Raw genomic sequence first — 13631 nt, forward strand, 5'->3', positions numbered from 1 at the left:
TGGGCATTGACCTCGCCCCTCGGCGCCGTCATTTCCTATGCACGGAGACACGACCATGCTGGCAAGGCCCGAGACGAAACGCTGCATCGAATGCGGCACGCCATACGATGATGCGGCTTTTCACTACTGGGAAGGCCGCGTCGCGAACGGCCCGGCATACTGGTCGGACCGAGGCATCCTGTGTTCGCCCCGCTGCTCGCTGGCCCACCACCAACGCCGCGCGGCGGAGGGCACGCTGGCGGATGCGCCGGCGCCGGATCCCTTCCAGCTTACCCGTTTCCGTTAACGGCGAGCCGGCACGATCTCGCCGTCTTCCTTGACGAACTCACCGATATCCGGATTGGCCAAGATGTCGAGAACACGTTCCGAAGGCCGGGCAAGCAGCGCACCCTTCTCCGTGACGACGATCGGGCGGTTGATCAGAATTGTGTGCGCCATCATGAAATCGACGAGCTGGTCGTCGCTCCATTTCGCATCATCGAGGCCAAGTTCGTCGTAGGGCGTGCCCTTGCGCCGGAGCAAGTCGCGGGGGGAAATACCCATCTGCCTGATCAGACCGAGCAGCCGCTCGCGGCTTGGCGGGGTTTGCAGATACTCGACGATTTCCGGCTCCTCGCCCGAAGCGCGGATCATCGCCAGCGCATTGCGCGAGGTGCCGCAGGCGGGATTGTGGTAGATGGTAACCGTCACGCCTCCGCCTCCCGTTCCACGGCGCGCCAACCGATGTCGCGGCGGCAGAAGCCGCCCGGCCAGTCGATCGCATCGACAGCTGCATAGGCGCGCTGCTGCGCGTCCGAGACAGTCTTGCCCGTCGCCGTGACGTTGAGGACGCGCCCGCCATTGGCGACCAGTTCACCATCCTTGCGCGCGGTGCCGGCGTGGAACACTTCCACACCGCCACTGCCGATCCGGTCCAGCCCCTTGATGACGGTGCCCTTCTTGACCGCGCCGGGATAGCCGTTGGCGGCCATCACCACGGTTAGAGCAGCATCGTCCCGCCAGCGCGCCGAGACATGGCCGAGTTGGCCGTCGGCCGATGCCTCCAGCAGCACCAGCAGGTCGTCCTTCAGCCGCATCATCAGCACCTGGCATTCCGGGTCACCGAAACGGACGTTGTATTCGATCAGCTTCGGCCCATCCCTGGTGATCATCAGGCCGGCAAAAAGTACGCCCGAGAACGGCATGCCCATCTCGGCCATGCCGCGCATGGTCGGCTCGACGATCTCGCGCATGACGCGCTCCGTCATCTCGGCCGACATCACGGGCGCTGGCGAATAAGCCCCCATGCCTCCGGTATTCGGTCCAGTGTCGCCGTCACCGACGCGCTTGTGATCCTGCGCCGAGCCGAACGGCAGCGCGGTCTTGCCGTCGCACAGGCAAAAAAAGCTCGCCTCCTCGCCGTCGAGGAATTCTTCCACGACGACCTCGGCGCCAGCCCCGCCGAACGCGCCGTCGAAGCAGGCGTCGATTGCGGCCAGCGCCTCGTCAAGCTCCATCGCCACGGTGACGCCCTTGCCGGCTGCGAGCCCGTCGGCCTTGACGACGATCGGCGCGCCCTGCTGCCGGGCATAGGTCTTCGCCTCGTCCGCGGAACGGAAACGGCCATACGCGCCGGTCGGAATGCCGAAGCGGGCGCACAGATCCTTGGTAAAACCCTTTGAGCCTTCCAGCTGCGCCGCGGCCTGCGACGGACCGAACACCTTGACGCCAGCGGCGCGCAGCGCGTCGCTCAGGCCGGCGACCAGCGGCGCCTCCGGGCCGACCACGACCAGACCGATTGCTTTTTCGCGGCAGAAGGCAACGACGGCTGCGTGGTCCTCGACGTCGAGCCCGACGCATTCCGCCTCCTGAGCGATGCCGGGATTGCCCGGCGCGGCATAGAGCTTCGTCAGCAGGGGCGATGCGGCGAGCTTCCACGCCAGCGCATGCTCGCGCCCGCCGGAGCCGATGAGGAGAACATTCATGCGCGGTTCCTGCGTTCAATCGACGAACCCGCTACCGCCTCATGGCCGACGCCGCAAGGCGTCAATTTGCGCCGTGGGGCTACCATGGACTATGAAGCCAGGACGAAGGCTCATGTTATGGCGCATATGCGCAAAGGACGCCTTGTGTCATCGCCTGAATGGTGGAAGCACCTGCGCTGGGTGAAACGGCGATTCTGGAAGATGTATCGAAGCGCCGAGAGAAAATTGTCGAAAACTCTGGCCAATCCCAAAGCCGAGACCTGAAGAGACGCATGGAAACCATCCAGTCCCGCACTTCCCAGGGCCGCGTCGCCGATGCGCCGAGCGGACATTGGGTCTACCGGATGCTGCCGCGCGCGGCCTGGCCCTATGCCCAGCTTGCGCGATGGGATCGGCCGATCGGCTGGTGGCTGCTGTTGTGGCCGTGCTGGTGGTCGACCGCGCTTGCCGCTTCCGCCTATGCGCGCCCGGGCGATTCGCTCGCCTCGCTGCTGCCGTCGCCGTGGTTTCTGCTGCTTTTCCTCATCGGCGCAATCGCCATGAGGGGCGCCGGCTGCACCTATAACGACCTGGTCGACGAGGGCATCGACTCGCAGGTGGAACGCACCCGCTCTCGCCCGCTGCCGTCAGGCCAGGTGACCCGCAAGCAGGCATGGGCGTTTCTCGTTGCACAGGCGCTCACCGGGCTGGCGGTGCTCCTCCAGTTCAACGACTTTGCGATCCTTCTCGGCATTTCATCCCTGGCGGTGGTGGCCGCCTATCCCTTCATGAAGCGAATCACCAACTGGCCGCAATTCGTTCTCGGCCTTGCCTTTTCATGGGGAGCGCTGATGGGCTGGGCGGCCGAGTTCGCGGACATCGACGCCCCCGCGATCCTGCTCTACGCCGGGGCCATTCTCTGGACCATCGGCTACGACACGATCTATGCCCACCAGGACAAGGAAGACGACGCGCTGGTCGGCGTGAAGTCGACCGCCCGCCTGTTCGGCGACCAGACGAAGTCGTGGCTGATCGGCCTCTACGGTGGTGCGCTGCTCCTGTTTGCGCTGGCCTTCGCAGCCGCGGGCGCGCCGATGCCAGCGCTTGCCGGCCTGGTCGCGGCCGGCATCCACATGACCCGCCAGATCATTGCGCTCGACATCAACGATCCGGCGCAATGCCTGCGACTGTTCAAGTCGAACACGGTCGTCGGCTGGCTGATCTTCGTCGGGCTGCTCGCCGGCGGCGCCTGGGTGGCGTTGAAGCCGTTGATGTAGCCGTTATCCCCTGGCGATGATCTCTTCGCCGTTGACGACCAGCCGCAATCCCAGTTCGCCCTGACGCCGACGCGCCAGGAAGCGTGGGCGGCGGCGGGTGGAACTGCGCCCCTTGCGCCTTTCCGCGGGCGAACTCGCACGATCAGCCACGCCGAGCGACTCGTCCAGTGTACGGGCCACTCCGTCCGCCTCGATCAAGAGCATCGGCAGGCGATACGCCTCGGACCATGTGCGCCAGTCGGCCGCCACGTCGTCCAGATCCTCGGCGACCAGGAGAGGCACCGACAGCATCGGATCGTTGTGCAAGAGCTCCAGCGTGACCGTCACGTTGCCTTGGGCGTCTTCCATGGCCCGCGCCGCGACGCCCCGGAAGGCGTTTGCCGGCAGCACGATCGTGGCGGGCAAGCCGCTCCTCGAAAGCGTGCGCCGAATGACGGCGCCGCGCCGGTCGATGGAAACGATCACCTCGCCGGCATCGTCGCGGGTCGCGTAGCTCACCATCTGGGGCAGACGGAACGGGTCGAGACGCATGTTGCGCCCCGCCCAGACTGGCTTCAGTCCGGAGCTCATAGTGTTGGCCTTCCTGTCTCTCCTGAGAGCCGGTATCCGGCTTCTCCGGGCCGGTGATCCGGCCTCGTTTATGTGTGCGAGACTAGGCGCCGCTCCTTACTTCGAGCCTTAGAAGTTCGGTTAAATTTTTCGTTGTCTGCCAGATGGTTATTGGAATCCGACCAGTGGTCAGAAAGCGGTAACTTCGGTTGAGTTTCCGTTCAGATGACCTTGCCCGGATTCATGATGCCGGCCGGGTCGAACGCCGACTTGATGCGCCGCATGAGATCGATGGCGACGGTGGGCGCGGTCGCCAGCAGCTCGTCGCGCTTCAGCTGGCCGATGCCATGCTCGGCCGAGATCGAGCCGTCCAGCGCGCGGACCACATCGTGGACGGCCTTGTTCATCGGTTTGTAGAGGTCGAGGAAAGCCGCATCGGCGGCGTCGAGCGGCCGCGAGATGTTGTAGTGCAGGTTGCCGTCGCCCATGTGGCCGAAGCAGACGACGCGCGCCCCCGGGCACACCTCCTCGACCGCCTCCCCCGCCAACCGGATGAACTCCGGTATCGAGGCGATCGGCACGGAAATGTCGTGCTTGATCGAAGCCCCCTCCGGACGCTGGGCCTCGGGTAGGGTTTCGCGGATCGTCCAGAAGCTTTTCGCCTGCGCGAGGTTCTGGGTGACCACCGCGTCGCCGACCGTGCCGTCCTCGATCGCCTCCGCCAGAATGTCCTCGGCGAGCTGCCGCGCGTCGTCCGCCGATCGTCCCGACGAGATTTCCATCATCACGTGCCACGGCCAGTCGACCGAAACAGGAATCATCGTCCCCGCGACGTGGCGGGCGGTGAACTCGACGGGTCTCTGGCCAAGCAGTTCGAATGCGGTCAACGCGCTTCCCGCATGCCCGACCGCCCGATTGAACAGCGACAGCGCCGCCTCGGGGCTCGACAGGCCGACCCAGGCCATCTCCTGGCCCTTCGGCTTCGGAAACAGTTTCAGCACGGCCGCCGTGATGACGCCGAGCGTCCCCTCGCCTCCGACGAAGAGGTTCTTGAGGTCGTAGCCCGTGTTGTCCTTCTTGAGCTTCCTGAGATCGTCCAGCACCTCGCCGGTCGGCAAGACGACCTCGACGCCGAGACACAGTTCGCGCGCGTTGCCATAGGCCAGCACGCCCGTGCCGCCCGCATTCGACGACAGGTTGCCGCCGATCTGGCAGGTGCCCTGCGCCGCCAGCGAAAGCGGAAACAGACGGTCGGCGGCGTCGGCGGCATTGCGGAGATTCTCCAGGATGACGCCGGCCTCGACGGTCACCGTGTTGGAATCGAGGTCCACTTCCCGGATGCGGTCGAGCCGCGAGAGCGAAAGCACCAGCTCCTGCCCCGAACGGTGGGGCGTCTGCGCGCCGACCAGGCCGGTGTTGCCACCCTGCGGCACGATCGCGGTTTTGGTCTCCGTGGCGAGCTTCATGATGCGGCTCACCTCATCGACGCTGCCGGGCCTCAGCACCATCGGCGTGCGTCCAGCCCAAAGTCCGCGCGGTTCGGTCACGTAGGGCTGGATGTCGTCGGCTGCGGTCAGCGCGTATTGCGCGCCCACAATTGCCGCGAAACGCTCGAGGAGGGCCGGGTTCGGAATATTGTCAGCCATTGGTCTGGACTAGGTCCTGTTCTGGGGAAAGTCGCGCGGGGCGGCAGCACGCGTGAGCCGATCGTTGATCGCTTCGCCGAGCCCGTCGGTGGGCACCCTCTCGACAGCTATGGCGGCCGCGCCCGAGCGATCGAGCCGCTGCAGATGCTCGAAGAGGTTCCGCGCCGCCTCGCGCATGTCGCCTGTTTCGGAGAGGTTGAGCACCGCGACGGCCAATTCCGAACCCTTGGCGCGCTCCGCCCCGAAGGCAAGCAGCGCCTCTCCCGGCCTCACCTCGTCTGCGTTGATCCGCACGCCCGCATGTGGCGCATAGTGCGACGCCAGCATCCCGGGGGCCTGTACGGCGCCGCCTTGGCGGCGAAGAACCTTGCGGCCGGTTGCCTGTTCGATCTCAGCCGCGGAAATGCCGCCCGGCCTCAGCAGATGCACCTCGCCGCCCTCGACCTTGACGATGGTCGACTCCACTCCGACCTGCGTCGCGCCTCCATCGACGATCAACGGGATCCTCGCCCCGAGGTCGGCCGCCACCGCGTCGGCGGAGGTGGCGCTGATGCGACCGGACGAATTCGCGCTAGGCGCCGCCAGCGGCCGGCCAAATGCGTCGATGAGCTTGCGCCCGAAACCCTGCGGCATCCGGATCGCGATCGTGTCCAGGCCGGCGGTGACCAGCGGATGGATCGTCGAGGGCTGCCTTGCCGGCAGCACGAGGGTCAACGGACCCGGCCAGAATTTCTCTGTAAGCTTTAGCGACAGCGGGTCGAACAAGGCGATGCCGGTCGCCATCTCGATCGAGCCGACATGCGCGATCAGCGGGTTGAAGCGCGGCCGTCCCTTGGCTTCGAAGATGCGCAGGACGGCGTCGCCATTGGTCGCGTCGCCGGCAAGGCCATAGACCGTCTCCGTCGGAATCGCGACCACTTCGCCCGACTTGAGCACCGCGAGCGCGCGGTCGAGCCCCGTTTCGGTCGTTACGATCTCTGCCAACTCGATACCTCGTCTGGTTGGGGCTGCGTATCGCCGCAGCGGCTCGGCCGCAAGTCCCGGCGTTTTGTTAAAATGCAAAGGATCGTCGCAAGCGGATTGCAACGCGGCATTGCTACAGGAAATGCTGACAAGGGCTGACTTGGGGCAAAACTGCCATGCGCATGGTTCTCACGGCATTCCTGCTTGCTGCTGCAACAGGCAGCGCCGCGGCGTCGTCGTTCCTGGCGATCGGCACCGACGCTCCCAGCGAGACACCGTCGATCCTGGTCCTGAAGAGCGCGGATGCGCCGCTGGCGGCCGTGTCCATCCTTCAGGTGGGAACGACGCCGGACGCCATCGAAACGGCGGCAATCGGCACCGACCATACGCCGAGCGAGACGTTGCTGAGGGGTATCCCTGCCATGCCGATGGTCATCCGGGCGGGCATCGAGGGCGAGGCTTTCATGCGCCCCGACCCGCAGGCGAACAAGGCCGGTTCGCCGACGAAGGCTGGCATCTCCGCCGGCCGGCAAGAGGAGCCGCCGGCCGACGAGTTGGTTCTCGAGTAGGCGCCTATTTCCACCCTCGTAGGCGAGCGGCCCGCATGGGCCGCCGTCGAGGGTGCCTATCCCGCGATCTTCGAGAAATCCGCGACCTGACCGGTCGCCGCCCGGATGCGGGCGAGCAGCGCCAGACGGTTGGCACGCACGTCCAGATCGTCGGCGTTCACCAGCACCTTGTCGAAGAAGGTGTCGACCGGCTCGCGCAGTGCCGCCAGCGCCACCATGGCGGCCGAAAAGTCTTCGTTCTGAATCGCTTGCGCGGCCTTCTTCTCAGCCTGATTCACCGCCTCGAACAGGGCGACTTCGGCCGGATCGGTGAGCAGGTTCGGCGAAACCGCATCGGCGATGCGGGTGCCCTTCTTCTCCTCGGCGGCAAGGATATTCGCGGCGCGCTTGGTTCCCGCGAGCAGGTTCTTGCCGTCCTCGGCGTCGAGCAGTTTTCCAAGCGCCTCGACGCGGCGGACGACCAACAGAAGGTCGTCGGCGTCGGGCGTGATGACAGCGTCGATCAGGTCGTGGCGTGCGCCCTGGTCGCGGAGATAGACTTTCAGGCGGTCGTGGAAGAAGGAAAGGAGGTCGGCGGTCCACCCAGCAGGCGCGGATATGTTCATCGTCTGGATCATTCGAGACAACGTGGCATGTCCGACGAAGCTCTGCGCAAGCGGCAGCCGAACCCCATTCTCCACCAGCATCCTGATCACGCCCAGCGCAGCCCGTCTCAGCGCGAACGGATCCTTGGAGCCCGTCGGCTTCTCGTCGATGGCCCAGAAGCCGACCAGCGTGTCAAGCTTGTCGGCGAGCGCCACGGCGATCGACACGGGGTCGGTCGGCACACGGTCGGACGGGCCCTGCGGCTTGTAGTGCTCCTCGATCGCAGCGGCGACGGAGGGGTTCTCGCCCTGGAGCAGCGCATATTTGCGGCCCATCGCGCCCTGAAGTTCGGGGAACTCGCCGACGACCTCGGTCGTCAGATCGGCCTTGGCGAGCAGTGCCGCGCGGCGGGCAAGGGCCGGATCAGCGCCGACAACGGGTGCGATCTCTTCCGCCAGCCGCGCGATGCGCTCGACGCGCTGCCCTTGCGTGCCGAGCTTGGCGTGGAAGGTGACGTTCAGATGATCGAGGCGGGCCATACGCTGGTCGAGCGGCTTCTTCAGGTCGAGCCCGAACTTCTCGGCGGATTCTTTCAGCAGCGCGAGGTCCGGCAGGTCGCCCTGGTCGGTCTTCCAGAAGTAGAGCGCATCCGAGAGGCGCGCGCGCACGACCTTGCCGTTGCCGTGCACGATCTCCTTGCCGCCATCCTTGGCGACGATGTTCGAGGTGAGCATGAAGTGGTTGGCAAGCGCGCCCTCCCCGCCCTCCGCGCTTCTCACCACAAAGCATTTCTGGTTGGCGCGGATGGTCAGCCGGATCACCTCGGCGGGAATCTCCAGATAGTCCTTCTCGAACTCGCCCATCAGAACGACGGGCCACTCGACCAGGCCCGAGACTTCCTCCAACAGGCCCTCGTCCTCGACCAGTTCAAGTCCATTGGCGAAGGCGAGGTTCTTTGCGTCATGCGCAATGATCTGCTTGCGGCGCTCGGCGTCGAGAACGACCTTGGCCGCCTCCAGCTTCGCAACGTAGTCGTCAAAGCGCTTGACGATGATCGCATCCGGCGCATGGAAGCGGTGGCCGTAGGTCACGTTGCCGGAGCGAATGCCGTCGACCTCGAAGTCGACGACGGCCGGCTCCTCGGTCTCCGGACCGAAGGTGCAGAGGATCGACTGCAGCGGGCGCACCCAGCGCAGGGTTTCACCGCCCCGCCCCTCCAGCTTGCCATAACGCAAGCCCTTCGGCCCCGACGAGCCGCCCCAGCGCATGGATTTCGGCCAAGGGAAGTTGCGGATGACCGCAGGCACCAGTTCCGCAATGATCTCTTCAGCGCCGCGGCCCTGCTTGACGATATGGGCGACGTAGAAGTCGCCCTTCTTCGGGTCGGTGTGGACATGCGCCTGGCTGATGTCGCTCAAACCGGCGGAGCGCAAAAAGCCCTGGATCGCCTGTTCCGGCGCCTTGGTGCTGGGTCCCCTTTTCTCCTCTCGCACGTCCTTCGAGCGCGCGGTCAGCCCACGAACGTCCAGCGTCAGGCGGCGCGGGGTCCAGTATTCCTGGCAGCCTTCATAGGTGAGACCGGCCTCGACGAGACCGTCCGTGACCATCTTGCGCAGATCGCCCGCCGCCTTGCGCTGCATGCGTGCGGGGATTTCCTCGGAACGGAGTTCAAGCAGAAGATCGGGCATGATCACGCGGCCTGTCGAGAAAGGTTGGCGCCGCCGGCGTCGGTCAGCAGGAAGGCTTCGCCGCAGGCTTTCGCGAGATTGCGCACGCGCAGGATGTAGCTCTGGCGCTCGGTGACGGAGATGACGCCACGGGCGTCGAGCAGGTTGAAGACGTGGCTCGCCTTGATCGCCTGGTCGTAGGCCGGCAGCACCATGCGATGCAGCGCCTGGTTCTCGCCTTCGCGCGGCGCGCCGGCTGCCAGCAGCGCCTTGCACTCGGCTTCTGCGTCCTCGAAGTGCTTCAGCAGCATCGCGGTGTTGGCGAACTCGAAGTTGTGGCGGGAATACTCCTGCTCGGCCTGCAGGAAGACCTCGCCATAGGTGACCTTCTCGTCGCCCTCGCGGCCGTTGAAGTTGAGGTCGTACACGTTGTCGACGCCCTGCACATACATGGCCAGCCGCTCCAGCCCGTAGGTGAGTTCGCCCGCAACCGGCGCGCATTCGATGCCGCAGACCTGCTGGAAATAGGTGAACTGCGACACCTCCATGCCGTCGCACCAGCACTCCCAGCCGAGGCCCCAGGCGCCCAGCGTCGGGCTCTCCCAGTCGTCCTCGACAAAGCGGATGTCATGCACCAGCGGGTCGATGCCGATCGCCTCCAGCGAGCCCAGATAGAGCTCCTGCAGGTTCGGCGGGTTGGGCTTCAGGATCACCTGGTACTGGTAGTAATGCTGGAGACGGTTCGGATTTTCGCCGTAGCGGCCGTCCTTGGGGCGACGCGACGGCTGCACATAGGCGGCGTTCCACGGCTTGGGTCCAAGCGCGCGAAGCGTCGTGGCCGGATGGAACGTGCCGGCGCCGACCTCCATGTCGTAGGGCTGCAGCACGACGCAACCTCGCTCGGCCCAGTAGTTGTGCAGGGTCAGGATCAGGCCCTGAAACGAGCGGCTGGGATCGGAATAGTTCGGCTGCGACACGGGTGGACTGAGCCTCAAGGGTAACAGGGGGCAGGAATTGAGGCCCCTCGTAGTGCGATGGCTTTTTGGGGTCAAGCATCGCCGGCTTCGCCATTCGCCCGGACGGCGCACCGCGCGACCAATTTTCAACCAGAGGCTGGGCGTTCGTACCCCATTGTAACTTTGCATGCTGCCGTCTAGATATGCCCCAACATCCAGAGTTGGGCCGACGCCCGACGCCAACCTGCCTTCCGGGCAAGGTGGCGCTCCCGCAGGGGAGGATGTGGCCGGACCGGCAACCAAGCGGATCAAGCCACAGCGTCTGTCCTCCCGGTGAATGTAAAGGACAGACACGCAAGATGCCGATCAAGATACCGAACGATCTTCCCGCCCGCACCACGCTGGAGGCCGAGGGCGTGATGGTGATGCGCGAGGCAGAGGCCGTGCGCCAGGACATCAGGCCGCTGAAGATCGCGCTGCTCAACCTGATGCCGAACAAGATCAAGACCGAGACGCAATTCGCGCGCCTGCTCGGCGCCACTCCGCTGCAAGTGGAGCTGACGCTGGTGAAGATCACCAACCATGTCGCCCGCAACACGCCGAGCGACCACATGATTTCCTTCTACCGCGACTGGGAGGACGTCCAGTCCGAGAAATTCGACGGTTTCATCGCCACTGGCGCGCCGGTGGAGACGCTGCCGTTCGAGCAGGTGACATACTGGGACGAGCTACGCCGCATCTTCGACTGGACGCAGACGCACGTGCACGCATCCTTCAACATCTGCTGGGGCGCCCAGGCTGCCGTGCATCACTTCCACGGCATGCCCAAGTACGATCTTCCGCAGAAGGCCTTCGGCGTCTACCGGCACCGCAACCTAGAGCCCGCATCTCCCTACCTGCGCGGGTTCTCGGACGACTTTTCGATTCCGGTGTCGCGCTGGACCGAAGTGCATCGGGACGACATACCGCCGGCCAGCGGCATCAAGGTGCTGATGGAATCCGACGAGGCGGGGCTGTGCCTTCTCGACGACCCGGCGCACCGGTCGCTGCACATGTTCAATCACATCGAGTATGATTCCGGCTCTCTGGCCGAGGAGTACTTTCGCGATCGCAACGCCGACGCCCCCATCGCGCTGCCGCGCAATTACTTTCCGCATGACGACCCGACGCGCCAGCCCGAGAACCGCTGGCGCAGCCACGCGCATCTCCTGTTCGGCAACTGGATCAACCAGCTCTACCAGACGACGCCGTTCGATCTCGCGGACGTCGGGAGGAAGTAAGTCGTCGCTGGCCGGCAACGCGCCCGGCATGGCCACAAGGGTGGCGCGAGATCGCCCCTCCAGACGCTCCCCGCCTCAGTTCGGCGCCGGCAACACCAGCTCCTGGCCTGGCACCAGCCGGCCGGGATCGCCTTGCAGCTGCGGGTTCAGGTTCAATATCTCGATATAGCGGTTGCCGTTGCCGAGCACCTCGTTGGCAATCGACCACAGCGACTGCCCGCGCAGGACCGTATAGGCGGCAGGCGTCGCTTTCACGCTATCGGTCCGCAATTCGGTCCGCTTCTCCTGCTTGGGCGGTTCGGCGGGCTCGACCGCCGGCGGCTCGGCTCCGACCGGCTGACCTGCCGTCGCCTTGTCTGGAACCGGCGGCAGCCCCTCGGCGAGCTTCTTCTGGACATTGGCCAGAACGTCCGGCTCCGGCTTCAGGTCGCGTGCGTGGCTCCACTGGAAGGTCGCCTCCAGCCGGCGGCCAACGCGCCAGTAGGCATCGCCCAGATGATCGTTGAGGACCGGGTCGTCGGGCTTCAGAGAGACGGCGCGCTCGAGCTCGCGGACAGCGTCCTCGTAGCGGCCGAGCCTATAGAACGCCCAACCGAGGGAATCGACGATGTAGCCGTCGCTCGGCCTCAGATCGACCGCCTTCTGGATCATGCCAAGGGCCTCGTCCAGGTTCATGCCCATGTCGACCCATGAATAGCCGAGGTAATTCAGGACCTGAGGCTGGTCGGGCTGAAGTTCGAGCGCCTTGCGGAAATTGGGCTCGGCCTTCGGCCACTGCTTCAGCCGCTCGTAGGCAATGCCGCGCTGGTAATAGATGTTCCAGACCGATGTCGATGCACCGTCCTTGCGCTCGCCGATGTGGCCCGATTCGATGCGCCGGGCGGCGGCGTCATAGAGCTTCGCCGAGTCCGCGTACTTTTCCTGCGAGCCGTAGACCCCGCCAAGCGCCAGATAGGCGCGCAGGTCGTTTGGATCGCTGTCGAGCAACTTCTTGAGATCCGCCTCGGCCTCGGCATGGCGATCGAGATCGGCAAGGTTCAGCCCGAGTTGCAGGTCGGCGGCCCGGCGCATCGGCGAATCCTTGGGGATCCGACGATAGAGCGCGATGGCGCCCTCGGCGTCCTGCTGCTGTTCGGCGAAGCCGGCCAGTTGCAGCAGCGCGGCATCGCTGTCCGGCCGCAGAGCCAGGGCAAGGCGCAGATAGAGGCGCACGAAAGGCTCGCCACCGCCGCGGTTCAGCGCGCTGCCAAGATCGAGCAGCACCTCGGACGCGCCGTCTGGAGTGGATTCGACGACGGGGGGGATCTTTTCACCGGCTTCCACCTTGGCGCGCAGCTGGTTGATGGCCACGCGGCCCGCTGCGAACTGCTCGGCCATGTCGAGCGCCTTGAGCGCGCCCGCCTTGTCCCCCTTGCGGGCGAGGAAACCGGCATAGGCTTCAGCGGCCCGCAGGTAGGTGTCCGGGGCTGAGCCACCCGAGACGAGGTCGGACACCGTCTCTTCAAACGCTTCGCCGGCCTCCTTCTCCAGACCGGAAGCCTCGGCGATCAGGGCGCGGTGATAGGTCTTGAAGAGCGAATACCATTCGGGTCCTTCAAGCTGGTCGATCGCCTCGAGCGCGCCCTTGCCGTCTCCTGCGCCCTGTTTCGCCCAGGCGGAAAGCAGCCTCGAGATGAGGCGGTCGAGATCGGATTCCAGCGCCAGCTTGAGCATCGTCTGCGCAGCGTCGTAGCGGCCCTTGCGGATATCCTCGACAGCGAGCGCCACCCGCGAGAAGCGTTCGACCTCCGCCACCGTCTTCAGTTTTTCGGCATAAGGCAGCGACGCCTCGAACTGCCCATCGGAGATGAGCGCCAGCATCAGGCTCTGCTGCATGGCCTGGTTGTCGGGATCGAAGCTGAGGGCGCGCTTGTAGTAAGCGATGGCGCCATTGAGATCGTTGTCGACTTCAGCCACGCGCGCAGCCAGGAATGCTCCCGAGAACGAATTGATGGCGACCGGCTCGGTGGCCGCGGCCTGCTTCGCTTGCCCTCCGGCACTCGAGAGGAGCAGGGTTGCGAGCGCCGCCAGCGCCGTGCGCGACAACGAAGATTTCTGGCGCATTCTGTCCCTTTCCAGTTCCAGCGCCCGGCGCTGGACTTAGCAGCCGCTATTCCGCGAAAAGCATGGCCTTTTTGCGATACAGGTCAATCGGCG

The 13631-nt window shown here is 65.5% G+C and carries 12 protein-coding genes and 1 riboswitch; of the genes, 4 read left to right on the plus strand and 8 right to left on the minus strand.

Annotated features, from left to right (window positions below; genetic code table 11):
- Positions 1–55 precede the first annotated feature (55 nt).
- Positions 56–286, plus strand: coding sequence for a hypothetical protein (locus PD284_RS19630; RefSeq protein WP_274629820.1), 231 nt, complete (start codon positions 56–58; stop codon positions 284–286).
- On the opposite strand, the gene arsC is transcribed toward PD284_RS19630, so the two are convergent.
- Both arsC and purD read right to left on the minus strand, forming a co-directional pair.
- Positions 283–690, minus strand: a complete 408-nt coding sequence (gene arsC, locus PD284_RS19635) for an arsenate reductase (glutaredoxin) (protein WP_274629821.1) — start codon at positions 688–690, stop codon at positions 283–285. The genes PD284_RS19630 and arsC overlap by 4 nt on opposite strands.
- Positions 687–1964: a phosphoribosylamine--glycine ligase gene (gene purD, locus PD284_RS19640; protein WP_274629822.1), complete on the minus strand. Its 1278-nt coding sequence runs from the start codon at positions 1962–1964 to the stop codon at positions 687–689. Before purD ends, arsC begins: the two co-directional genes overlap by 4 nt.
- A gap of 272 nt (positions 1965–2236) precedes the next feature.
- Here purD and ubiA point away from each other — a divergent pair, with 272 nt between their 5' ends.
- Complete coding sequence (gene ubiA, locus PD284_RS19645; RefSeq protein WP_274629823.1) at positions 2237–3220, plus strand: 4-hydroxybenzoate octaprenyltransferase; 984 nt, start codon at positions 2237–2239, stop codon at positions 3218–3220.
- Positions 3221–3223: 3 nt separating this feature from the next.
- Here the strand turns inward: ubiA and PD284_RS19650 are convergent, their stop codons facing one another.
- The 3 genes from PD284_RS19650 to PD284_RS19660 all read right to left on the minus strand — a co-directional run bounded on the left by PD284_RS19650 (position 3224) and on the right by PD284_RS19660 (position 6399).
- Positions 3224–3790 (minus strand): DUF6101 family protein, encoded by a 567-nt coding sequence (locus tag PD284_RS19650; RefSeq protein ID WP_274629824.1) that lies wholly within the window; start codon positions 3788–3790, stop codon positions 3224–3226.
- 200 nt (positions 3791–3990) lie between these two features.
- Complete coding sequence (locus PD284_RS19655) at positions 3991–5415, minus strand: FAD-binding oxidoreductase (RefSeq protein WP_274629825.1); 1425 nt, start codon at positions 5413–5415, stop codon at positions 3991–3993.
- 9 nt (positions 5416–5424) lie between these two features.
- On the minus strand, positions 5425–6399 hold the full coding sequence (locus PD284_RS19660; RefSeq protein ID WP_274629826.1) for an L-threonylcarbamoyladenylate synthase: 975 nt from the start codon (positions 6397–6399) through the stop codon (positions 5425–5427).
- 155 nt (positions 6400–6554) lie between these two features.
- Between PD284_RS19660 and PD284_RS19665 the strand changes: the two genes are divergently transcribed.
- Entirely contained in the window at positions 6555–6947 is a 393-nt protein-coding gene (locus PD284_RS19665; protein WP_274629827.1) for a hypothetical protein, read from the plus strand.
- 56 nt (positions 6948–7003) lie between these two features.
- Here PD284_RS19665 and glyS read toward each other — a convergent pair whose 3' ends face one another.
- Together glyS and PD284_RS19675 are read right to left on the minus strand one after the other, a co-directional pair.
- On the minus strand, positions 7004–9220 hold the full coding sequence (gene glyS / locus PD284_RS19670) for a glycine--tRNA ligase subunit beta (RefSeq protein ID WP_274629828.1): 2217 nt from the start codon (positions 9218–9220) through the stop codon (positions 7004–7006).
- A 2-nt stretch (positions 9221–9222) separates the two neighbouring features.
- The gene (locus PD284_RS19675; RefSeq protein WP_274629829.1) at positions 9223–10176 is read right to left on the minus strand and encodes a glycine--tRNA ligase subunit alpha; all 954 of its coding nucleotides are present in this window, start codon (positions 10174–10176) and stop codon (positions 9223–9225) included.
- 185 nt (positions 10177–10361) lie between these two features.
- A riboswitch (SAM-I-IV-variant riboswitch) is annotated at positions 10362–10468 on the plus strand.
- A 46-nt stretch (positions 10469–10514) separates the two neighbouring features.
- On the opposite strand from PD284_RS19675, the gene metA reads away from it, so the two are divergent.
- Positions 10515–11435 carry a homoserine O-acetyltransferase MetA gene (gene metA / locus PD284_RS19680; protein WP_274629830.1) on the plus strand — a complete coding sequence of 307 codons (921 nt, stop codon included), beginning with the start codon at positions 10515–10517 and terminating at the stop codon, positions 11433–11435.
- A 75-nt stretch (positions 11436–11510) separates the two neighbouring features.
- Here the strand turns inward: metA and PD284_RS19685 are convergent, their stop codons facing one another.
- On the minus strand, positions 11511–13538 hold the full coding sequence (locus PD284_RS19685; RefSeq protein WP_274629831.1) for a tetratricopeptide repeat protein: 2028 nt from the start codon (positions 13536–13538) through the stop codon (positions 11511–11513).
- Positions 13539–13631 lie beyond the last annotated feature (93 nt).

Origin of the sequence: Mesorhizobium shangrilense (genome assembly GCF_028826155.1) — a bacterium.
Classification (GTDB): domain Bacteria; phylum Pseudomonadota; class Alphaproteobacteria; order Rhizobiales; family Rhizobiaceae; genus Arvimicrobium; species Arvimicrobium flavum.

Bases quoted from the DNA above. Each gene is read 5' to 3' on its own strand.
- PD284_RS19630 (WP_274629820.1), top strand. From the start codon at position 56: ATGCTGGCAAGGCCCGAGACGAAACGCTGCATCGAATGCGGCACGCCA.
- purD (WP_274629822.1), bottom strand. From the start codon at position 1,964: ATGAATGTTCTCCTCATCGGCTCCGGCGGGCGCGAGCATGCGCTGGCG.
- ubiA (WP_274629823.1), top strand. From the start codon at position 2,237: ATGGAAACCATCCAGTCCCGCACTTCCCAGGGCCGCGTCGCCGATGCG.
- PD284_RS19650 (WP_274629824.1), bottom strand. From the start codon at position 3,790: ATGAGCTCCGGACTGAAGCCAGTCTGGGCGGGGCGCAACATGCGTCTC.
- PD284_RS19655 (WP_274629825.1), bottom strand. From the start codon at position 5,415: ATGGCTGACAATATTCCGAACCCGGCCCTCCTCGAGCGTTTCGCGGCA.
- PD284_RS19665 (WP_274629827.1), top strand. From the start codon at position 6,555: ATGCGCATGGTTCTCACGGCATTCCTGCTTGCTGCTGCAACAGGCAGC.
- glyS (WP_274629828.1), bottom strand. From the start codon at position 9,220: ATGCCCGATCTTCTGCTTGAACTCCGTTCCGAGGAAATCCCCGCACGC.
- metA (WP_274629830.1), top strand. From the start codon at position 10,515: ATGCCGATCAAGATACCGAACGATCTTCCCGCCCGCACCACGCTGGAG.
- PD284_RS19685 (WP_274629831.1), bottom strand. From the start codon at position 13,538: ATGCGCCAGAAATCTTCGTTGTCGCGCACGGCGCTGGCGGCGCTCGCA.